Source organism: Pantoea sp. At-9b (assembly GCF_000175935.2).
In the GTDB taxonomy this organism is placed as follows: Bacteria; Pseudomonadota; Gammaproteobacteria; order Enterobacterales; family Enterobacteriaceae; genus Pantoea.
The window spans coordinates 2,124,677-2,145,217 of record NC_014837.1 but is presented as its reverse complement, the minus strand read 5'-3'; the positions used below and the strand labels follow the sequence as shown (position 1 = coordinate 2,145,217).

Genomic DNA, 20,541 nt, shown 5'->3' with positions numbered 1-20,541 from the left:
ATTAATTAACGTTGCAGAAACGCCAACAGGTCTTCATTCAACTGATCCTGATGGGTCACGGCAAAGCCATGTGGGCCATTTTCATACACCTTCAATTCTGCGCCCGGGATCATCTCTGCTGCCACTTTACCGGTGGTGGCAAAGGGCACAATCTGATCGTTGCTGCCGTGGATCACCAACGTCGGAACATTCACTTTGGCGATATCGCCACGGAAATCGGTTTCAGAAAACGCAGTCACGCAATCCAGGGTGCCTTTCAATGACGCCAGCAGGGCGATATTCAGTGTCTGGGTCAGCACGCCTTCAGAGACCGTCTGACCGGCATTGGTGCCATAAAACGGCGCAGCAAAATCCTGAATAAACTGTGCGCGATCTTTGCGTAAACCGTCGCGAATACCGGCGAATACCGACAAATCGACACCTTCGGGATAATCTTCCGCCTGACCAAAAATAGGGGTAACCGCACCCAGCAACACCAAGCCTGCAACGCGCGCGCTGCCATAGTTGCCGATGTAGCGGGTCACATCGCCACCGCCCATCGAAAAGCCAACCAGCGTCACTTTATCCAGACCCAGATGGTTAATCAGATCGTTAATATCGGAAGCGAAGGTATCGTAGTCGTAACCCTGCCACGGCTGGTCGGAACGGCCAAAGCCGCGACGATCAAAGGCGATAACGCGATAGCCGCGTTCCGCCAGAAAATTCATCTGGCTGTCCCACATATCCCCGTCCAGCGGCCAGCCGTGGCTGAACAGTACCGGATGACCCTTGCCCCAATCTTTAAAATAAATCTGCGTACCATCTGTGGTTTTAAACGTGCTCATTGCATGGACCTCTTATTGCTGTTGTGGGTTGATATGGCTGGGTTGTGGCCTCAAGCCGGTGCAACCAGATAGCGCACTTCGGGCAAACTCTCGCCCTGATGGAAGGCGTAAACCCGGCTCTGGATTTTGCGGTCGTTCATGGTGTAGCGCTCTTTCTCGCGCAGGTGTTCCATCCATGAACCGACGACAAAGGTTTCGACGAAAATGCCGGGTTGCAGCACGTCTTCATAAATTGACCAATTGATAGCCCCGCCACGGCGGCGTACCCGGCGCATGTCCTGCATGCACACCGTGAAATCATGGGCATCTTCGCTGCGGATCACATATTCATAGCTCACCATCACCGGACCACGGTTGTGGTGGATATCCGGCACCGGGCCGTTTTCAGCGTCATTGAGGATCTCCAGATTTAAATCCGGGTCTTGATCGAGCCGCCAGCGCCAGACGGTGACACAGGAGAGGAACATGCCGACAGCCGCAAAGGTCAGTGACAGCGGGATGGAGAAATGCGCGGCCAATTGTCCCCATAAGGCGCTGCCGACGGTCATCGAACCGAAAAACACCGTCAGGTAAACCGCCAGGGCACGCGCTTTCACCCATTTAGCCGCGCTACGCTGGGCACCGAGGTTGAGGGTAGAGAGCACCGCAATCCAGGCGAAACCGGTAAAGAATTCGCAGGCATTGAGCCACCAGAAATGGCGGATAAACGCCAGCGCCAGCATGGTCAGCCCGAACATGATGCTGGCGAGCACCATCAGGCGGTCGGCGCTGAATTTTTTGCGTAACCCTGGCAGCAGCACTGCGCCACAAATGGCACCGACACCGATACAGGCCAACATAATGCCGTAGCCGCCCGGCCCGAGACCCAGTTCCCGCCGCGCGACCAGCGGCAACAACGCCCATCCGGCACTGCCAAACAAGAAAAAGGCGCAGGTGCGCACCAGCACGTTACGGAAAACCGGCGCGGCATGGACGTAACGTAACCCCACCCGCACTGCCGGGAAGAAGTGTTCTGGCGGTAGACGTTGGATGCTGGGAGCCGCTTTCCAGCGATACAACACCCAGGCCACGCCCAGCACCGACAGGGCATTGAGCAGAAACACCATCCACGGACCAGCAAAGGAGAGGATCAGGCCACCGAGTGCCGGACCAATGGCTCGGCTGATATTAATGCCGAGCGAGTTGAGGGCGATGGCGGGTCCCAGTTCGTGCTTATCCACCAGATCCGGCACGATAGCCTGGAAGGGCGGTGAGCTCATCGCGGCACCGGTACTGAGCAGAAAGGCCGCAACCAGCAGCACCCAGGGCGTCACCAGACCAAAAAAGGACAGCAACGTTAGCCCGGCGGCAGCAATAAACACCCACAGTTGCGAAAACAGCAGGTATTTACGGCGATCGACAATGTCCGCCATCACGCCGGAAGGCAGCGCGAACAGAAACATCGGCAGGCTGCTGGCAGCCTGCACCAGCGCCACCGACAGCGGATCGGCGCTTAACGTCAACATGCTCCAGTTGACGCCAACATCGTTCATCCATGAACCGATGTTGGAAACCACCGTCGCCAGCCACAGCATGCGGAACACCGGCTGATGTAACGGTTGCCACGGTGAGGCGGCAGGCGTGGGTAACTCTGTCACCACCGCGCTGTGCATATCATTAACCTGAGCCATGGCGCAGCTCCTGCTTTGCTTTGACGCCGATACGCCAGCCACCCGGCCCGGTGAGTGCCAGGGTGGTGAAGATGATCAGCAACAACCAGCCAAACTGACCGTCAGCGATGGACCAGTCCGGGTGCACCACCAGCATCGCCACCAACAGCACGCCGATAATCGGCAGACAGGCGAGGCGCGACCACCAGCCGAGGATGATCAGAATCGGACAGATCACCTCAGCAATGATCGCCGGGATCAGGCTCATGTACGGCCCCATGCCGAACGGATCTTCAATGCGCGTCAGTTCCTGCTGGAAATGAAACACCTTGGGCAACCCATGCACATGCAACAGCAGCAGGCTGCCGGTGAGACGCAGGAAAAACAGCCCCAGATCGATCCGGGGCGGGGATGAGAAAACCGATGACGTTTTCATAAGATTAAAACGCAAAGCAACTGCAACCGAGCGCGCCCCAGAAGGCGTTATCTTCGGCGACCGGAACGTTAGCACCACGGGCGATATCATGCTGGTGGCTATGCACACCGCAAGGGCCGCTGCAATGGTGCGCCTGTGGCATCATGCCGACGCGGCTCACGGCGCTGGGCGGCGCGCTGCGGTAGTGGCCTGGCACCTTGACCACGGGTGACCACTCCGGCAGCACTGGCAGGGTTGGCGGCGCTTCGCTGTTAAACGCACCGGCAGCATACACCACGTTGCCATCCACCACGGTCAGCACCGATTCAATCCCTTTGATCTCTTCCTCTGGCACGCTGAAGAAGTCCTTGCTTAGTACCGCCATATCCGCCAGTTGGCCGACTTTGATCTGGCCTTTTTTACCTTGCTCACTGGAGAACCAGGCGCTGCCTTGCGTCCACAACATCAGCGCAGTGTCACGGTCGAGGCGGGCATTGACGTCATACATCTGCATGCCGCCCACGGTACGACCGGAGACCAGCCAATAGAGCGCGGTCCACGGGTTATAGCTGGCGACCCGTGTCGCATCGGTACCCAGACCGACCGGCACGCCGGTTTCCAGCATCCGCGCCACCGGCGGGGTATGACGGGTGGCTTCGATACCATAACGTTCGGCAAAGTATTCGCCCTGGAACGCCATACGGTGCTGTACCGCAATGCCGCCGCCGAGCGCTTTAATACGGTCGATGTTTTTCTGCGTCACGGTTTCCGCATGGTCAAAGAACCAGTGCAGGCCGTTAAACGGAATATCGCGATCCACCTTCTCAAACACGTCCAGCATGCGGCTGATGGATTCGTTGTAGGTGGCGTGTAAACGGAACGGCCAGCGGTGTTCCACCAGATGACGCACCACGCGCTCCAGCTCATCTTCCATGCCAGGCGCTAAATCCGGACGCGGTTCGAGGAAATCTTCGAAGTCGGCCGCAGAGAACACCAACATTTCACCGGCACCGTTATGCCGGAAATAGTCGCTGCCCTGGCCGGGGGTGAGCATATCGGTCCATTTTTCAAAGTCTTCCAGTTCATGGCCGGGACGCTGGGTAAACAGGTTATAAGCGATGCGCACCGTCATCTGCTTCTTGCTGTGCAGTTCGGCAATCACTTCATAATCGTCAGGATAGTTCTGGAAGCCGCCACCGGCGTCGATGGCGCTGGTCAGGCCAAGACGGTTCAGTTCACGCATAAACTGACGGGTGGAGTTAATTTGCAGCTCCAGCGGCAATTTCGGGCCTTTCGCCAGTGTGGCGTAGAGGATCATCGCATTCGGGCGCGCAATCAGCATCCCGGTCGGGTTGCCGTTGCTGTCGCGCTGGATTTCGCCCCCTGGCGGGTTGGGGGTGTCTTTGGTGTAACCCACCACTTTCAGCGCGGCGCGGTTGAGCAGGGCGCGATCGTACAGGTGCAGGATAAACACCGGGGTATCGGGTGCCGCTTCGTTGATCTCTTCCAGCGTCGGCATACGGCGCTCGGCAAACTGGAATTCGGTCCAGCCACCGACAACCCGTACCCACTGCGGTGAGGGGGTGCGCAGTGCCTGCTCTTTCAACATCCGCAGTGCATCGGCCAGAGACGGCACGCCTTCCCAGCGCAGTTCGAGGTTGTAATTTAGGCCGCCACGGATCAGGTGCAGATGCGAGTCATTCAGGCCAGGCACCGCAGTATGACCTTTAAGGTCGATCACCTTGGTACCTTCGCAGTGATGTTCCATTACTTCAGCCTGACTGCCCACCGCGAGAAATTTTCCTTCGCGAATTGCCACGGCGGCGGCCACCGGGTTGGCGCGGTCGACGGTGTGGAATTTGCCGTTGATTAAAATCAGCTCTGCCTTACCGAGCGTCACCATAGATCCTCCTGAACTGAGATGTCCGGGGTAGCCGGACGGGAAGTGCGCGGTCGCACCATCAGCTCAGGATTATGGTTAGCGGGGCGAAATTGCGTCTAGTTATACAAAGGGATACCTATACGAACGTATACCTATACACAGAGATAATGGTTCGGCCCGCTGATGCCGCCTAGACTCAGATCGGACAGTGACCAGCCGGTGACTGCCACTTTTGCTCCGTATTTTTGTTCGCGGAAATCCAGTTACTAACCTCAATGGGTAAATTCATGTCCAACTCAAAACTTGAAGTTCTGACCCCGCTTAACAGCCAGATTATCTTTATCGATCAGCAACCGCAGATGGCGTTTGGCGTGCAGTCAATCGACCGTCAGGTGCTGAAAAATAACACCGTGGCGCTGGCGAAAGCGGCCAAGGTTTTTAACATCCCGACCATCATCACCACCGTCGAAACCGAAAGTTTCTCCGGCTATACCTACCCTGAGTTGCTGGACGTTTTCCCGGGGCTGGATATCCTGGAGCGTACCTCCATGAACTCTTGGGACGATCAGAAAGTGCGTGATGCGCTGGCCGCTAACGGCAAGAAGAAAGTGGTGGTTTCCGGCCTGTGGACAGAAGTGTGTAACAACAGCTTTGCGCTGTGCGCCATGCTGGAAGGCGGTTACGAAATCTATATGGTGGCTGACGCGTCTGGCGGCACCTCAAAAGAAGCCCATGACTATGCCATGCAGCGCATGATCCAGGCGGGGGTGATCCCGGTGACCTGGCAGCAGGTGATGCTGGAGTGGCAGCGTGACTGGGCGCACCGTGATACCTATGACGCGGTGATGAAGATTGCCAAAGAGCATTCCGGCGCTTACGGTATTGGCGTGGATTATGCCTACACCATGGTGCATAAAGCACCGTCACGTCAGGAAAGCGAACACCGTACCCTGGCACCGGTTCCGGCACGTTAATTCCCTGCGCCTGACCGGCACCGTGCTGTGCCGGTCACAGGAGGATCATGATGAATCCTTTGATCATTTCTCTGGGGGCGGGCGTCCTGGTCGGGTTGTTTTATGCGCTGCTGCGGGTACGATCGCCCGCACCGCCCGCCATTGCCTTAGTCGGTTTGTTGGGCATGATTATTGGTGGGCAGATTATGGCGCATGTCAAACCCCAGCCTCAGGCCAGTACCGTCATCACCCACGTTGATAAGGTCGGCTGAACATGTTGAAATCCTACGCTATTTCGTTGGGGGTCGGCGTGTTGGCGGGTCTGATTTATGGCCTGATCGATGTCAATTCCCCGGCACCACCGGTTATTGCCTTGCTGGGACTGTTTGGCATGCTGGTGGGGGAGCAACTGGTGCCGCTGGCGCAACGGCTGATTCGCCGTCAACCTGTGACGCTGGCCTGGTTCCGCCATGAATGTGTGCCGAAAATCAGCGGCACGCCACCGCCGCAAGGAGAGAAGGAACCCTAAGGAACATCCTCACGTTCGCGTGAGGATTATCAGAGGATCACAGCATGACGCTGCCACAGCATATTGTTATCGTTGACGATGAACGCTCAGTCCGTAATGGCCTGAGCAATTTACTGCATTCTGACGGATACACCACCAGCCTGTATGAATCAGGCGAAGCACTCCTCTGCGATGACAACGCACTCACCGGCGCGGCCATGCTGATCATCGACGTCAGACTGAAAGGGATGAGCGGTTTTGAGCTGTTCGCCGTCCTGCAACAACAAGCCGTTACACTACCGGTGATCTTTATCTCCGCCGAACAGGAAGAAGCGGTGCAATGGTATGCCATTGCGCTGGGGGCGGTGACCTTTTTGCGCAAACCTATCGATGTTGATACGCTGCTGACCATCATCCGTAACGAACTGTCTCACGGGGAACCACGCTAATGGGCATCATCTCTGTGCCGCAGGAAGATAACGAAGAACAGAAAATCATCCTGCCGGACGAATGGGTGCTGACGCCACTGGCGCAGGATGGCAGCATCGCCTGGCTGATGGGGCGTGAGGCGACAGGGGAAGCGTTTATTATCGCCACCGCAGCCAGTGATGAACGGGCGTTTCAGGGCGCGCAACTGTTAAAAAATGAGCTGGCGCTGGCCCCCCATCTGATGACCCGCTGGGCAGTGAAACCGGTAGGGCACACCCGTTATCTCGGACGCTATGCGCTGGTGTATCCGGCCTTTCCTTTTCGCTCCCTCGCCGGGATCATCGCGATGCCGCCCGAGCAGATTGCCGATTATCTGCGCAATGCGATTCAGCTTTGTTTGCCGCTCAGCCAGGCACATCATCAGGGCATTGTGCATGGCGATATCAAACCGGCACACCTGTTTCTCAACAACGACGGTTCTTACCGGCTGGGGGGCTTTGGCCTCGCGTCGGTCACCGTGGATTCGCAGCTTAAAAATTCGCTGCGTGCTTCCGGCGGCACGCTGGCGTATATGTCGCCGGCGCATACCGGCCGCACACCGTACCCGGTGAGCAATCTGAGCGACCTCTACAGCCTCGGCGTGGTGCTGTATGAAATGCTAACCGGCAAGCTGCCGTTTGGCTCCCCCCAGGCCGGACCGGCGGAATGGGTCCACCATCATCTGGCGACCGCGCCGCGTCCACCCGCATCAATCCGCCCGGATGTCCCGCCCATGCTGTCGGCGATTATTCTGCGCCTGCTGGCAAAGTCCCCGATGGAGGGGTATCAAACCATTGACGGCCTGCTGGCCGATCTGCGGCGCTGCAAAGCCACCCTGACCCCGCAGGGCACCATCGCCCCGTTTACCCTTGGGCTTCAGGAGCGTTTCACCACCCATTACCGTGTTGAAACGCTGTTTACCGGCCATCCCCAGGCACGCGTGTTACTTCACGCGCTGGAGGAAGTGCAACGCAGCGGCACCCATCATCTGGTGATGATTGGCGGTCCCCCGGGGGCCGGGAAATCAGCGATTGTCGCTTCGGCGCTAAAAAAGCTGCAACACAAACCGATTCTGTTAACGGTCGGCAAAGCCGATCAACATTCACCGCAGATCCCTTATTCGGCACTCAGTACCGCATTGCGTACCCTGACGTTATATCTGCTCGGCCTGGCGACCGCTGAGGTGATGGTGTGGCGCGCGCGCTTATTACGGGCGCTAGGGGATGATGTCGATCTGGCGATTGAGCTGGTGCCGGAGCTGCGCCAGTTGTTAGACATGGCGCAACCCCCGATGATCACTGATGCATCAGGCGATGCCCGCGAGCGCTTTAGTCAGATGGTCTGTGCCTTGATCAAGGCATTAGCCTCATCCGGCAAAGCGCTGGTGATGTTAATCGATGACGTGCATTGGGCGGATCAGGCCAGCCTGAAATTGCTGGAAAATGTCTTTCAGCGTAACGATCATCTGCCATTTTTGCTGGTGATTGCCCACCGTGATGCGGAATCGATGCCTTGCCGTCAGGTGGCTGGCTTTCTGACGCGTATCCGTGCCGCCGCCGCCCGCCTGACCGAGATCACCCCGGAGCCGCTGAACGTGAAAATGGTGGCCCGTTGGCTGGCCGGTATGCTGCATACCCGTACCAGCGGCACCAGCGAGCTGGCACAGTTAATTCATGAGAAAACCGGTGGCAATCCGCTGTTCTTACAGGAATTTTTCAAGCAGGCGATTGATGACGGGCTGATTTTCTCCACCCAAGATCCGCTGAAGTGGCATTACGATCAAAGCGCACTGCGGGCGCGACAGTATACCGACAACGTCGCCAGCCTGGTGGTACGGCAACTGGAACGCATGCCAGAACCGACCCGCCAACTGCTGGGTTGCATGGCCTGCCTCGGCGCGCAGGGCCAATTGGTGCTGCTCAGTCAGATTCTCGGTACTCACCCGCACAACGTTCAGCAACGGCTGCGACCGGCGATCGCGGCGCGTTTTATCACCCTCACCAGCGATGACTACGCCTTTACCCACGCCCGGGTGCATGACGCGGCGTTTTTGTTGATCGGTTTTAAGCAGAAATTACTGATCCATCAGCAGGCGGCTGCGCTGTTGGCGGAGTCGGCACCGCGTGCCGAAGGTAACGAGACGCTGTTCCGGGCAGTCCACCATATTGCGATGTCCACTGAGGTGGTGTTGAGCGCGGCACAAATCCGCAACTATTTTCGCCTGAGCCTGACGGCGGCGCAGCGCGCCAAACGGGCAGGGGATTATGTCTCCGCACTGCGCTATTTAGGTACCGCCCGCGCGTTGAACGATCAGCGTGACGATGGCGAACCTTTTCTGCTCGGCTTTGAAGAAGCGGAGTGCCAGTTTTTGCAGGGCAATCTTAACGAAGCACAGGCGCAGTGCACCGCGCTACTGGGGATGCCCGGCAGTCTGACCGAGAAATCCGCTGCCGCCTGCCTGTCGGCGGAAATTCATATGCGTCAGTCGGACAACTATCTGGCGCTGGAAACCGCGCTGGCGTGGCTGGCGGTGTTTGGGGTGCAATTCAATCGCTATCCCGATGAGGCGGAGTGCAATGCGGCATGGTATGCCCTGAAGGCGCGGCTCGGTCCCGATCCGGCCATCACGCTCGGCACTTTGCCGCTGATGGCGAATCGCGAAAAAGAGTCAGTGCTGAACCTGATGGCCAGCACCATCTTTGCCTCCTCATACGATTGTCCGCAGTTGCATTTGTTACTGGTGTGCAAAATCCTTGATATGACGCTGGATCATGGCATTGCCGGTGCCTCAGTCTTTGGCCTGTCGTGGTTTAGCGTCCTGATTACCGATCGCTATCAGGAATATCATTACGGCTTTAAGTCCGGGCTGCTTGCCAGTCAACTGGCCGAGAAACACAACTTTTTGCGTTTCAAGGCGCGCACCTTGTTGCCGCTTGATCAGGTGGGGATCTGGACCCAACCGCTGGCCTTCGCAATCGATTGCGCGAAGAAAAGTTTTAATGTGGCGCTGGCGCATGGTGATAAGTCTTTTGCCTGTCTCTCATTGCGCCACCAGGTGATGAATTACCTGACGCGCGGCGATCATCTGGAATCGGTGCATACCACCATTGAACGCGGGCTGGCGTTTACCCGGCAATCCTTCTATCCCGATGTGGAAAACGTGTTGCTGATGCAAAAGCATCTGGTGATGCATCTGCGTGGCAACGAGGGCGAAAAGTTTAGCGGCGTGGATGCGTTTCCGACGCATCTGGTCGGCAGCGAGCCGGGTCCGGTTTCCGGTCCGAAAGCGATGGTGATGTTCTGGTCGTGGCTGTATCGCGGCATGGCGCATTTCTATGCCGGTGAATACACCCTGGCCAGCCCCTGTTTCGCTGAGGCCGCGCAGTTAGTCAACGCCGTTCCGGGTTATATCTACCTGATGGATTTGCACTTTTATAGCGCGCTCAGCCTGACCGTACCACTGGCAACCGGCCAGGCGAGTGCAGCGGTGCGCAAAACCGCCCACACACATTTTGATCAACTGGTGCAGTGGTCGGTGCTGAATCCGGAGCTGTTTGCCGACAAGGTGGCATTGTTGGCCGCTGAACTGGCGCGCCTGCGCGGTGAAGTGGGTGAGGCGCTGAGCCAGTACGAAATGGCGATCACTCTGTCGCGCAAAGCCGGGTATATCCATATCAATGCGTTGGCCTATGAGCTGGCTGGCTATTGCGCCAAAGCGTGGAAGCTGGAGGTGCCGGCTGACGCTTATTTAAAAGGGGCGATCAGTAGCTGGGATAACTGGGGTGCGCTGGCTAAAGTGCGGCAGCTTGAGCAACGCTATCCGCAACTCGCCAGCCAGAAACCCGGCAATGCCTTTACCACCATGCCGTTTGAAGATGAATCGATTCGCGATCTGGAAAGCGTGGTCACGGCAGTGCGCGCCCTGACCGAGGAGATCAATCTTGACCGCCTGATCCATATCCTGATGCGCATGTTGCTGGAACGGGCTGGAGCCCAACGCTGCCTGCTGATTCGCGTGCTGGATGGCAACATCCCGGAAACCGAAGCCTGGGCGGAAGCGAATGCGGATGGCGTCAAAGTCAAAATCGTCAAACAACGCCCAACCGCGAACGACCTGCCGCTGTCGGTACTGTCGGCGGTGATCCGTACCGGGCAGGAGATCCGTACCGGCAAACCGGAGGACTTCAGTCCCTTTAGTCAGGACCCGTATCTGGTCGCCTCGGGCGCTGCGGTGATGTGCGTACCGATGTTTAAACAGGCCAATATGGTTGGGGTGCTGTACCTGGAAAACCGGCTGATGCCGGATGTGTTTACTGCCGAGCAATCGCATATCGTGAAAACCCTGAGTGCTCAGGCGGCGGTGTCCATCGAAACCGCCCGTTTATATGCGGAACTGCTGGAGGAGAACATCCACCGCCGACGCGTGGAGAAACAACTACGCACCAGCCAGACCTCCCTGATGCTGGGGGAAAAAATCAGCCATACCGGAACCTGGAGTTGGGAAATTGAGCAGGATTTGATGTCAGTCTCGGATGAATATCTGCGTATTCTCGGCCTGCCGGAACAGCCAAAAACACTGTCGATGGCTGATTTTATGACCTTCGTTCACCCTGATGACCATCAATGTATCCATGACCTGGTCAGCGACAGCGTGCAGAACGGCATCAGTATGCAGGCGGAATTTCGTATTATTCGCCCGGATGGCGAATGCCGTTACATCAAAGGGATTGGCGATCCGGTAAATACCTGGCCGGAGGTGAAAGAGTACTTCGGCACCATTTCCGATATCACGGTGCAACGCCGTGCCGAAGATGCGGCGCGCATGGCGCAGGCTGATTTGGCGCGGGTCTCTCGCGCCACCACCGTCGGCCAGTTAACCGCATCAATAGCCCATGAGATCAACCAACCGCTGATGTCGATTGTCGCCCATGCCGGTGCCAGCCTGCGCTGGCTGAAACGAGAGCAGAGCCATATTGAGAATGCCTGTTTCAGTCTGGATGAGATTTTGCAGGAAGGTAAACGCGCCGGGGATATTATTCGCGGTTTGCAGGCATTAACCCGCAAACATGATTCGGTGTATGCCAGGGCCAACCTGCATTTGATTGCCCGCGATATCCTCGCGCTTTCCCGCGCGGAGATTGAACGCAAATGGATTTCGCTGGAGCTGAAGTTGCACGCCGAAATCGCGGAAGTCTATTGTGATCGCATCCAGATTCAGCAGGTGTTGTTGAACCTGGTGGTGAACGCCATCGATGCCATGACCGGTATCGACGATCGCGGGCTGATCCTGACGCTGGCCACCTCCAACCCGACGCCGGACACCATCCGTTTTGCGGTGATGGATACCGGTTCAGGTATCCCTGACGCGGTGAAGGAACATATCTTTGATTCGTTCTATACCACGAAAAAAGAGGGGATGGGGATGGGACTGACCATCAGTCACGGCATCATTAAAAAGCACTGTGGGGAGCTGAAAGGGGAAAACCGGGCTGACTGCGGCAGTGTGTTCTGGTTTACCTTGCCCACCGAGCCGCCAGCCAGCGCATCAGGTTAACGACGGCGCGTGCTGAGGATGTTCAACCGTTCGGCAGCACGCACCAGATCGGATAACGAACGGACATTCATCTTCTCCATCACCCGGCGTTTATGCACTTTGGCGGTGATTTCGCTGATGCCCATCTCAGCGGCAATTTGCTTATTCAGCAGGCCGCTGATTGCCAACAACATCACTTCGCTTTCACGCGGTGTCAGCGACAGGTGGCGCGAGGTGATGTCGTACTTTTCCTGCGAGGAGGCCAGATTCTCTTCTGCCATTTGCAAGGCTTCAGCCACGGCCTGGAGCAGCTGTTCGGGATCAACCGGCTTGGTGAGAAACTCACAGGCACCGGTTTTCATGGCTCTGACGGTAACCGGAATGGTACCAAAACCGGTGAGAAAAATGGTCGGGATGGCATAACCCCGGGCATTCAAGGCATTAACCACGGCAAAACCATCGGCACCGGGCATATTAATATCCAGAATCAGACAACCGGGCACCGCCGGGAAGGGATGATCAAGAAATGCCTGTGCGGTGGCAAAAGCGATAACGTCATAATTTTCTGAGCTAAGCAGATTACTTAAAGCAGAACGTACCGACTCGTCATCATCAACAACATACACTATGTGATTCATAGAAGGTCTCTTCTCAACCTGAATTTCGCGGATGTTTAAACGTCGTGCTCAATCGCCAATAAGGGCGAAAAAAGGCAGGTCCAACCTGCATATAGCGGTGTGTTGATACGTATAATTATGCATGGTAGCACAATAGTTATCATTATCATCAGGTAATGTTGCAGCGTGAAGTCGGCGGAATTAACGCCGTGGTAATTTAATAAACAGACCGAGAAAGAGCAGTGATTTCACTGTCTGTTTATCACCACGGCGTTAATTAATCAGGCACGAATAAAGGCGAGCAGGTCGGCATTGATCACATCAGCATGGGTGGTGTGCATGCCATGCGGGAAACCCGGGTAAATCTTTAATGTACTGTTTTGCAGTAACTCATCCTGTAATAAGGCGGCGGCTTTGTAGGGCACCACCTGATCGTCATCTCCCTGTAATACCAGCGTCGGCACGGTGATGGCTTTTAAATCTTCGGTCTGATCGGTTTCAGAGAAGGCTTTGATTCCGTCGTAATGGGCTTTGGCACTGCCGATCATCCCCTGACGCCACCAGTTTTGAATCGTTCCCTGGGAAACCTCAGCACCCGCACGGTTGAAGCCATAGAAAGGGCCGGAAGCCACATCAAGGTAGAATTGGGCGCGATTCGCCGCCAGCGCGGCGCGGAAGCCATCGAACACCTCCAGCGGGGTGCCGTCAGGATTATTGGCCGTTTTCAGCATTAACGGCGGGACGGCACTGATCAACACGGCCTTGGCAACACGCCCCTGCGGCTGACCATATTGGGCAACATAGCGGGCGACCTGACCACCGCCCGTCGAGTGGCCAATATGTACGGCATGATGCAGATCGAGATGTTCCGCTACCGCTGATGCATCTGCCGCGTAATGGTCCATGTCATGTCCTTCACTGACCTGGTCCGAACGGCCGTGACCACGACGATCGATTGCAATGACCCGAAAACCTTGCGCCAGAAAGAACAACATCTGGTTGTCCCAGTCATCTGCCGTTAACGGCCAACCGTGATGGAAAACAATCGGTTGCGCCTCTTTGGGTCCCCAGTCTTTAAAGAAAATATTCACGCCATCTTTTGTCGTTACAAATGCCATAGAACAGACTCCTCATTGATTGAAAAGCGACTTAAGGCCTGGGGAAGGTGCGTTATTTTCCCCCGCGAAAGTATAGTCAGAGAAGCCTGTTGTTGTGGGGCAATGCGCATGTCCCGGCGGCCTTAGTTGCCGTCTGGCTTAAGGCTTTTTCATTTTTTTATCAGTGAGTTATCAGGAAAGGGGCACGGCTCAATTTGTACACCGGCGATGCGGTGTTACCGGGTGTATTTCACCAGCTCAGCGCCAGGTTCGATATGATTCACATAGCGTTCGCTGTCGACTTTCCAGGTTGCTCCCGCTTCTTTCGACTGCATCACCACGCGGGCGGCAGCATCATCCAGCAGGGTACTCCGTGACGGAGCGCTTTCTGCGGTTGTGATCCACGAAAATAGCAGGGCAAGTGTGGCGATAAAAATATTGAACGATTTCATGATGAGTTCCTGTGCGATTAATCAGACATGCAGGCTTGGCTGCGATTGAACAAATTGTAGACACAGAGAGGCGCTAACAAAATAGCGGATGCCTGGCGAACTCCTTCAGATAATTTGAATGAAGAACCGATCATGATGGCGGCGCGATCAATTATATCTTCGTATAACTATCCCTCTGTATAACTTACTTTTTTCCCCACCCCCTCGGATAATTGATCCTCTTCTCAAGGGGGATAAATGAACATCAGAAGATTGGCGCTATTGGCACCGTGGGTTTTCATTGGCAGCCACGCATCCGGGGCTGAAATTTATAATAAAGACGGCAACAAATTAGACTTATATGGCCTCGTTTCCGGCTTGCATTATTTCAGTGATGATAAAAGTCAGGATGGGGACCAGTCGTATATGCGCGTGGGCTTCAAAGGTCAGACGCAAATTACTGACCAGCTTATCGGCTACGGACAATGGCAGAGCCAGTTCAACACCAATCAGGCTGAAAGTGAAAGCGATTCGATGTTCACCCGCCTGGGATTCGCCGGGCTTAAAGCCGGTAAATATGGCTCCTTTGACTATGGGCGCAACGTCGGCGTGTTATACGACGCACTCAGCCTGACCGACATGCAGCCTGAGTTTGATGCCCTGACTTACAATACCGATCAATTTATGTTCCGCCGTGGCAATAGTTTGGCGACCTACCGTAATAGCGGTTTCTTTGGTGCCGTTGAGGGACTGGATTTTACCCTGCAATATCAGGGGAAAAATGATGGCGGCGGAGAACCCGGTGCGCGTGATGTGCTGCGTCAGAATGGCGACGGCTACGGCATGTCGGTGGCCTGGGCGTTTGGTGATGGTTTTAAAGCGGTCGGTGCTTTCACCCATTCTGACCGTACCAGCGAACAAAACAGCAATTCCAGCGGGATTATGGGGCGGGGCGCACATGCCGAGGCTTACTCGGCCGCACTGAAATATGATGCGCATGGCCTGTATGTCGCCACCATGTACACCCAGGCGTATAACGCCTCACGCTTCGGATCGCGCAGCGGTTCTGACATTTATGGCTATGCCAACCAGTCACAAATCTTCGAAGTGTTTGCGCAATACACCTTTGATTCTGGCCTGGTGCCTTTTATTGCCTATAACCAGGCACGCGCCAGCGATCTCGGCCAGGCGGGCAATGGCAAGATGTATGGCAATCAGGATCTGGTGCGGTTTATCGATTTCGGTACCTCCTGGCTGTTCAATCAAAATATGCTCGCCTATGTCGACTACAAGCTGAACCTGATTGATAGCAGCGATTTCACGCGCGCCGCGGGGGTCTCGACGGACGATGTCCTCGCTGTCGGCCTGGTCTATCAGTTTTAACCTTAAGGAGAGAATGATGAAACTTGTCACATTGACTTGCAGCCTGCGTAGCGGTTCGGTGAATGCCGCCATTGCCAGCACCTTGCCGGAACTGGCCCCTGAAGGGGTGGTATTTGAAGCGCTGGGATCGCCAGGCGAATTCCCGCATTACAGCATGGACACCGAACTGGCCGGTTTCCCGACGGCGGTGGTTGCCATGGCTGAACAGATCAAGCAGGCCGATGGTTTGGTGATCATCACGCCGGAATACAACCACTCGATACCGGGCTTGCTGAAAAACGCGCTCGACTGGCTGTCACGGGTTAATCCCCAACCACTCGCCGGGAAACCGGTGCTGATTCAGTCTGCTTCGCCGGGCAAATTAGGCGGGGTACGCGCGCAGATCCATCTGCGACAAATTCTCGGCTATTTCGATGCCAGGGTATTGAACAAACCTGAAGCCATGATCGGTGATGTGGGTCATAAGGTGATCGACGGTGTGCTGGTGGATGAAGACACCAAACGCTTTTTATCGCGCCAACTGGTGGCCTTTACCGAGTTTGTCGGACACTGATCTTCCTCTGTTCCGGGTTATGTTGGTGCATAACCCGGGATTTCCTGCCCCATATTGGTTCAATCTCGCCTCCGCTGTTCAACACTGTCGTCTCTTTTTAACACGAAAAATCAGACGTTATAAAATTGGCACGTTTAGTGCTTATACATTGTTGAACAAACAACACCAGAGGCTCCACTATGAAAACGATGTTACGCATGGCCTGTCTTGCCGCACCTGTGTTTTTCAGCGTGGCCCAGGCCGCCACCCTTGTGCCAGGCAGCCTGACCATTGGCTCTGATCTGACCTATCCGCCGTACAACTTTCTCAAACAGGATAAACCTGCAGGCTTTGACGCCGAGTTTATTGACCTGATCGCCTCATCCATGAAGCTCAAGCCGGTGGTGAAGGACACCCGTTTTGCCAGCCTGATTCTGGGACTGAAAAGCAACAAATTTGACGTGGTCGCTTCCACACTTTATGTCACGCCAGAGCGCGCGCAGCAGGTGGATTTCCTGCCTTATATGAAAACCGGTGGCTCGTTGCTGGTGACCGCCAGCGCCAGCTTTGCCCCACAAACACCGGAAGACCTGTGCGGCAAGCGGGTGGCATCGATTAAAGGGGGAGCGTGGATCGCCCGCTTAAATAAGGTGTCTGTCGATTACTGCCAGCCGAAAGGATTGGGCGCGATCTCTGTACGTGAATTCCCAACCTCGCCGGAAGCCACTCAGGCGCTGTTGTCTGCGGCTGTGGATGTGCAATACGAAGATGCTGCGGTAGCCAAAGCCACCGTCGAGAAAACCGGACAACGTTTGAAAATCTCTTCGCATCAGATGATTTATCCGGTAGTGGTCGGCTTGGCGGTAAATAAAGACAATCCGCAGCTGTTAAGTGAACTGAAAGCCTCATTTGCGCAGAAGGTGAGTGACGGCAGTTACCAGGCGCTGTTGCAAAAATACAACCTGCAAATGCCGGATGCCGAAGAAAGTGCCAAAGCATTGGCAGGCACGCTGTAACACGGGTTAGCACGGGAGGAAAAGCATGCAATTTGACTGGCCTTACCTGATAAGTTTATTTCACTACGCAGACTTCTGGCGGGCCAGTTGGCTGGTGGTACAACTCAGTGTGCTGACCTGGTTAGGCGGAATCGTACTGGGCCTGGGCGTAGCGCTGGCTAAACAGTCGCGTAATGCGGTGCTGCGCAACGCGGCGACCTGCTATATCTGGCTGTTTCGCAGTTTGCCGCTACTGGTGCTGCTGATTTTTATCTTTAACCTGCCACAAATTTTCCCGGCGACCAGCGGCATGCTTTCCAATCCGTTCGCCGCCGGTCTGCTGGCGCTCATCATCAGTGAAACCGCCTATATTGCCGAGATTCACCGTGGCGGCTTGCTATCGGTGCAGCGTGGACAGTTTGAAGCAGGCAGGGCGTTAGGACTCAACACTGCCCAGATTCGCTTGAGCATCATCATCCCACAGGCATTGCGCATCTCACTGCCCACGCTGGTGAATGAGTTTATCACCATCGTGAAAATGACCTCGCTGGTGTCGGTGATCTCGCTGTCGGAAATTCTGATGGTGGGCGAGCGTCTGTACACCGACAACTTCAAGGTGATGGAAACCCTGCTGGCGGTGGCCTGTTACTACGTGCTGATTGTCACCCTGTTTGAACGTCTTTTTGGCTGGCTGGAACGGCGCTGGGATGTGCAAAATCGCACGCCGACACCTTTCGATGCTGACCAGGCGCGGGCCAGTTTACCGCCGCCGTTGACGCAGACACGTAAAAGCCATAGCGCGTCCGCCAAACCCATTCTGCAATTGACTGGCCTGAGCAAAGCCTTTGATGGTAAGCCGGTGCTACGCGATATCAATCTCAGCGTCCAACCCGGTGAAGTGATCTCGATTATTGGCCCTTCCGGCTCAGGCAAAACCACGCTGATCCGCATGGTCAATGGCCTGGAGAAGATGGATCAGGGCAGCGTTGAACTCCTTGGTCAGGAATTTATCCGCGCCGGGCAACGTGAGAATGCGTTGCCTTATCGGGCACAGATCACCCGGCTGGGTATGGTCTTTCAAGGCTTTAATCTGTTCCCGCACAAAACGGTGTTAGAGAACCTGCTGTTAGCTCCGCGTCTGCACAATCTCGATAGCCGGGCGGATCTGTATCAACGCAGCCTGGCGATGCTGGATAAAGTCGGCATGCTCGAACATGCCACCAAGTATCCGCATCAGCTATCCGGCGGACAGCAACAGCGGGTCGCGATTGCCCGTACCCTGGTGATGAAACCGGCGGTGGTGTTATTTGATGAACCCACTTCCGCACTGGACCCTGAGCGTGTCAGTGAAGTGTTGCAGGTGATTGAAAAGCTGGCAGAGGAGGGGATTACCATGCTGATCGTCACCCACGAGATGAAGTTTGCTTTTGCCATTTCCGATCGTGTGGTGTTTATGGAGCAAGGGCGCATTGAAATTGATGCCTCACCGGCTGAAATTCGCCAAATGCGCGATCACCGAATTTTCCGCTTTATTGACGATATGGCCACGGCCTGAGGGAAACGCATGAAAGGTTCCGCAGGAGAAAATCGCACCTTAACGATTGAAATTCCTGAACATCTTGATTTATCCGGCTTGCCTGCATTTGAGCGGATCTCGATTTTGCTGCGCGAAAATATTATCAGCGGCAACCTGGTCGCCGGACAAGCCTTGGCGGAGATCGAACTGGCGGCGTTATGTGATAGCTCACGTAACACGCTACGCGAAGCACTGCGTTTTTTACACGGTGAAGGGCTGGTGAATTATCACCAGAATCGCGGGGTGTTTGTGCGTCAGCTCGATAAACGCGATGTACGGGACATCTTCAAAGCGCGTCGCCACCTGGAAGTGCTGGCGCTGACGGTTAATAGCCCGATCAGCGATTTTCATCTGGCACGTATGGCGCAACATCTGGATAACGCCGCGCAAGCGGCAGCAAATGAGGCGTGGCGGAGCGTGGGTACGCATAGCCTGCGTTTTCATCAGAGCATCGTGCAGATGCTGGGCTGCGCCCGGTTTAATGATTTCTTTAGCGTGCTACTGGCGCAGTTACGTCTGCTGTTTTGCAGCGGTGCCGGGGAGCGTGATTTTCAGCTGCCGTGGATAGCGCGCGATCGCGAAATCCTCGCCTTGCTGAACCAGCAACAAACTGAAGCGGCATGTGGTGCGCTGATTGATTACCTCGATTACTCGGAGCGGCAACTGACCGCCGCCTTTAGTCATCCTATTTCTTATGGAGAATCATACTGATGTCGAATTATCCTGCTGCTTATCAGAGCACATCCGGCTCTGCGTTGGATGTTGATCGCACTTTCTATCAGGCGTTGGCCGAAGGGCCACGCGAGTTGACGGCATCCCACCTGATCCCCATCCGCACCGGTTTTGCCTGGGAAGTCCCGGCCGGACATCTGTTCCGTATCACCACGCCGGAAGGCCCGCAGGTAGGGGATTTGAACATCTGGAACCGCCGCGATCCGCGCGAAAGAATGTGGGTTTCCCGCACCCGTCAGCTGCAACGTGCACATCTATCGACCTATGATCGCCTGTGGTCCAATTTGCCGTTTATTCGTCCTATGGCAACCATTACCGCAGATTCGCTGGCCGATTACGGTATCGATAGCGATGGTGGGCGCGTGCACGATCTGCTGGGAACACGCTGCGATCCGTATGTGAACAAGCTGCTAACTGGCGAAGATTTTGATTTCCATTGCCATTCCAATCTGGTGCGTGCGGTGCAGCCGTGGGGGCTAACGGAGTTTGATGTTCACGATGTGATGAACGTTTTCCAATGCACCGGCCTGAATGATGATGACCAGTATTTTATGAAAGCCTGTCCGGCGAAAAAAGGTGATTACCTTGAGTTCTTCGCTGAGATTGATTTGCTGTGCGCGCTGTCAACCTGTCCGGGAGGCGATCTGTCGTTACCCATGTGGGGCGATGAAGCAGAGGACACGCTGAAGGTTTGCCGTCCGTTGGGCGTGGAAATCTATAAACCGCAGGCAGAGTTACTGGCAAACTGGACACCGTCAGTGTCACCGGATTACCGTGGCAATCATGGGATGCAATTGAAGCCGGTGAGTTGGTAATTGTCCCGGAAGAAGAACCAGCGCTTGAAGCTGGTTCTTTAACATAACTCAGATTTCTGGCCCGATGATAAAATACGATTGATGGCGCATAATGTATATTATGTTAAATAACATGCCCGGCTAACCCCACA

At 55.5% G+C, this 20,541-nt stretch carries 18 protein-coding genes; 11 read left to right on the top strand and 7 right to left on the bottom strand.

Annotation, left to right across the window (positions count from 1 at the left end; translation table 11 throughout):
* Window positions 1-5 precede the first annotated feature (5 nt).
* Genes PAT9B_RS09820 through PAT9B_RS09805 form a run of 4 tightly spaced genes read right to left on the bottom strand, consistent with a single transcriptional unit; the run spans window position 6 to window position 4,791 of the window.
* A complete protein-coding gene (locus PAT9B_RS09820) occupies window positions 6-824 on the bottom strand; it encodes an alpha/beta fold hydrolase (RefSeq protein WP_013509107.1) in 819 nt (272 codons plus the stop codon).
* A 50-nt stretch (window positions 825-874) separates the two neighbouring features.
* Window positions 875-2,494: an MFS transporter gene (locus PAT9B_RS09815; RefSeq protein WP_013509106.1), complete on the bottom strand. Its 1,620-nt coding sequence runs from the start codon at window positions 2,492-2,494 to the stop codon at window positions 875-877.
* Window positions 2,481-2,909, bottom strand: coding sequence for a DoxX family protein (locus PAT9B_RS09810; RefSeq protein WP_013509105.1), 429 nt, complete (start codon window positions 2,907-2,909; stop codon window positions 2,481-2,483). Before PAT9B_RS09810 ends, PAT9B_RS09815 begins: the two co-directional genes overlap by 14 nt.
* Before the next feature lie 4 nt (window positions 2,910-2,913).
* Window positions 2,914-4,791, bottom strand: coding sequence for an amidohydrolase (locus PAT9B_RS09805; protein ID WP_013509104.1), 1,878 nt, complete (start codon window positions 4,789-4,791; stop codon window positions 2,914-2,916).
* 266 nt (window positions 4,792-5,057) lie between these two features.
* Between PAT9B_RS09805 and PAT9B_RS09800 the strand changes: the two genes are divergently transcribed.
* From PAT9B_RS09800 to PAT9B_RS09780, 5 genes are read left to right on the top strand one after another with little or no spacing between them, the layout of a single operon-like run.
* Window positions 5,058-5,744, top strand: coding sequence for a hydrolase (locus PAT9B_RS09800; RefSeq protein WP_041525948.1), 687 nt, complete (start codon window positions 5,058-5,060; stop codon window positions 5,742-5,744).
* Window positions 5,745-5,794: 50 nt separating this feature from the next.
* The gene (locus PAT9B_RS09795; protein ID WP_013509102.1) at window positions 5,795-5,995 is read left to right on the top strand and encodes a DUF1427 family protein; all 201 of its coding nucleotides are present in this window, start codon (window positions 5,795-5,797) and stop codon (window positions 5,993-5,995) included.
* 2 nt (window positions 5,996-5,997) lie between these two features.
* Window positions 5,998-6,252, top strand: coding sequence for a XapX domain-containing protein (locus PAT9B_RS09790; protein WP_013509101.1), 255 nt, complete (start codon window positions 5,998-6,000; stop codon window positions 6,250-6,252).
* A 44-nt stretch (window positions 6,253-6,296) separates the two neighbouring features.
* Window positions 6,297-6,680: a response regulator transcription factor gene (locus PAT9B_RS09785; protein ID WP_013509100.1), complete on the top strand. Its 384-nt coding sequence runs from the start codon at window positions 6,297-6,299 to the stop codon at window positions 6,678-6,680.
* A complete protein-coding gene (locus PAT9B_RS09780) occupies window positions 6,680-12,253 on the top strand; it encodes an AAA family ATPase (RefSeq protein ID WP_013509099.1) in 5,574 nt (1,857 codons plus the stop codon). Before PAT9B_RS09785 ends, PAT9B_RS09780 begins: the two co-directional genes overlap by 1 nt.
* Here the strand turns inward: PAT9B_RS09780 and PAT9B_RS09775 are convergent.
* The 3 genes from PAT9B_RS09775 to PAT9B_RS09765 form a co-directional block, all read right to left on the bottom strand.
* Window positions 12,250-12,870 (bottom strand): response regulator transcription factor, encoded by a 621-nt coding sequence (locus tag PAT9B_RS09775; RefSeq protein WP_013509098.1) that lies wholly within the window; start codon window positions 12,868-12,870, stop codon window positions 12,250-12,252. The genes PAT9B_RS09780 and PAT9B_RS09775 overlap by 4 nt on opposite strands.
* 260 nt (window positions 12,871-13,130) lie before the next feature.
* The gene (locus PAT9B_RS09770; RefSeq protein WP_013509097.1) at window positions 13,131-13,967 is read right to left on the bottom strand and encodes an alpha/beta fold hydrolase; all 837 of its coding nucleotides are present in this window, start codon (window positions 13,965-13,967) and stop codon (window positions 13,131-13,133) included.
* Window positions 13,968-14,182: 215 nt separating this feature from the next.
* A complete protein-coding gene (locus PAT9B_RS09765) occupies window positions 14,183-14,398 on the bottom strand; it encodes a hypothetical protein (RefSeq protein WP_013509096.1) in 216 nt (71 codons plus the stop codon).
* 237 nt (window positions 14,399-14,635) lie between these two features.
* Here PAT9B_RS09765 and PAT9B_RS09760 point away from each other — a divergent pair, with 237 nt between their 5' ends.
* The 6 genes from PAT9B_RS09760 to PAT9B_RS09735 all read left to right on the top strand — a co-directional run bounded on the left by PAT9B_RS09760 (window position 14,636) and on the right by PAT9B_RS09735 (window position 20,410).
* Window positions 14,636-15,760 carry a porin OmpC gene (locus PAT9B_RS09760; protein WP_013509095.1) on the top strand — a complete coding sequence of 375 codons (1,125 nt, stop codon included), beginning with the start codon at window positions 14,636-14,638 and terminating at the stop codon, window positions 15,758-15,760.
* Between the two features lie 16 nt (window positions 15,761-15,776).
* Window positions 15,777-16,313 (top strand): NADPH-dependent FMN reductase, encoded by a 537-nt coding sequence (locus tag PAT9B_RS09755; RefSeq protein WP_013509094.1) that lies wholly within the window; start codon window positions 15,777-15,779, stop codon window positions 16,311-16,313.
* Between the two features lie 179 nt (window positions 16,314-16,492).
* Complete coding sequence (locus PAT9B_RS09750; protein ID WP_013509093.1) at window positions 16,493-17,308, top strand: ABC transporter substrate-binding protein; 816 nt, start codon at window positions 16,493-16,495, stop codon at window positions 17,306-17,308.
* A 25-nt stretch (window positions 17,309-17,333) separates the two neighbouring features.
* Entirely contained in the window at window positions 17,334-18,842 is a 1,509-nt protein-coding gene (locus tag PAT9B_RS09745; protein WP_013509092.1) for an amino acid ABC transporter permease/ATP-binding protein, read from the top strand.
* A 9-nt stretch (window positions 18,843-18,851) separates the two neighbouring features.
* The gene (locus PAT9B_RS09740; protein WP_013509091.1) at window positions 18,852-19,574 is read left to right on the top strand and encodes a GntR family transcriptional regulator; all 723 of its coding nucleotides are present in this window, start codon (window positions 18,852-18,854) and stop codon (window positions 19,572-19,574) included.
* Window positions 19,574-20,410 (top strand): DUF1989 domain-containing protein, encoded by an 837-nt coding sequence (locus PAT9B_RS09735; RefSeq protein WP_013509090.1) that lies wholly within the window; start codon window positions 19,574-19,576, stop codon window positions 20,408-20,410. The genes PAT9B_RS09740 and PAT9B_RS09735 overlap by 1 nt, the downstream gene beginning before the upstream one ends.
* Window positions 20,411-20,541: the final 131 nt, after the last annotated feature.

Coding starts and splice junctions, on each gene's coding strand:
- PAT9B_RS09775 (WP_013509098.1), bottom strand. CDS start 12,870: ATGAATCACATAGTGTATGTTGTTGATGATGACGAGTCGGTACGTTCT.
- PAT9B_RS09800 (WP_041525948.1), top strand. CDS start 5,058: ATGTCCAACTCAAAACTTGAAGTTCTGACCCCGCTTAACAGCCAGATT.
- PAT9B_RS09780 (WP_013509099.1), top strand. CDS start 6,680: ATGGGCATCATCTCTGTGCCGCAGGAAGATAACGAAGAACAGAAAATC.
- PAT9B_RS09735 (WP_013509090.1), top strand. CDS start 19,574: ATGTCGAATTATCCTGCTGCTTATCAGAGCACATCCGGCTCTGCGTTG.
- PAT9B_RS09805 (WP_013509104.1), bottom strand. CDS start 4,791: ATGGTGACGCTCGGTAAGGCAGAGCTGATTTTAATCAACGGCAAATTC.
- PAT9B_RS09820 (WP_013509107.1), bottom strand. CDS start 824: ATGAGCACGTTTAAAACCACAGATGGTACGCAGATTTATTTTAAAGAT.
- PAT9B_RS09795 (WP_013509102.1), top strand. CDS start 5,795: ATGAATCCTTTGATCATTTCTCTGGGGGCGGGCGTCCTGGTCGGGTTG.
- PAT9B_RS09760 (WP_013509095.1), top strand. CDS start 14,636: ATGAACATCAGAAGATTGGCGCTATTGGCACCGTGGGTTTTCATTGGC.
- PAT9B_RS09750 (WP_013509093.1), top strand. CDS start 16,493: ATGAAAACGATGTTACGCATGGCCTGTCTTGCCGCACCTGTGTTTTTC.
- PAT9B_RS09810 (WP_013509105.1), bottom strand. CDS start 2,909: ATGAAAACGTCATCGGTTTTCTCATCCCCGCCCCGGATCGATCTGGGG.
- PAT9B_RS09745 (WP_013509092.1), top strand. CDS start 17,334: ATGCAATTTGACTGGCCTTACCTGATAAGTTTATTTCACTACGCAGAC.
- PAT9B_RS09765 (WP_013509096.1), bottom strand. CDS start 14,398: ATGAAATCGTTCAATATTTTTATCGCCACACTTGCCCTGCTATTTTCG.
- PAT9B_RS09755 (WP_013509094.1), top strand. CDS start 15,777: ATGAAACTTGTCACATTGACTTGCAGCCTGCGTAGCGGTTCGGTGAAT.
- PAT9B_RS09785 (WP_013509100.1), top strand. CDS start 6,297: ATGACGCTGCCACAGCATATTGTTATCGTTGACGATGAACGCTCAGTC.
- PAT9B_RS09790 (WP_013509101.1), top strand. CDS start 5,998: ATGTTGAAATCCTACGCTATTTCGTTGGGGGTCGGCGTGTTGGCGGGT.
- PAT9B_RS09770 (WP_013509097.1), bottom strand. CDS start 13,967: ATGGCATTTGTAACGACAAAAGATGGCGTGAATATTTTCTTTAAAGAC.
- PAT9B_RS09740 (WP_013509091.1), top strand. CDS start 18,852: ATGAAAGGTTCCGCAGGAGAAAATCGCACCTTAACGATTGAAATTCCT.
- PAT9B_RS09815 (WP_013509106.1), bottom strand. CDS start 2,494: ATGGCTCAGGTTAATGATATGCACAGCGCGGTGGTGACAGAGTTACCC.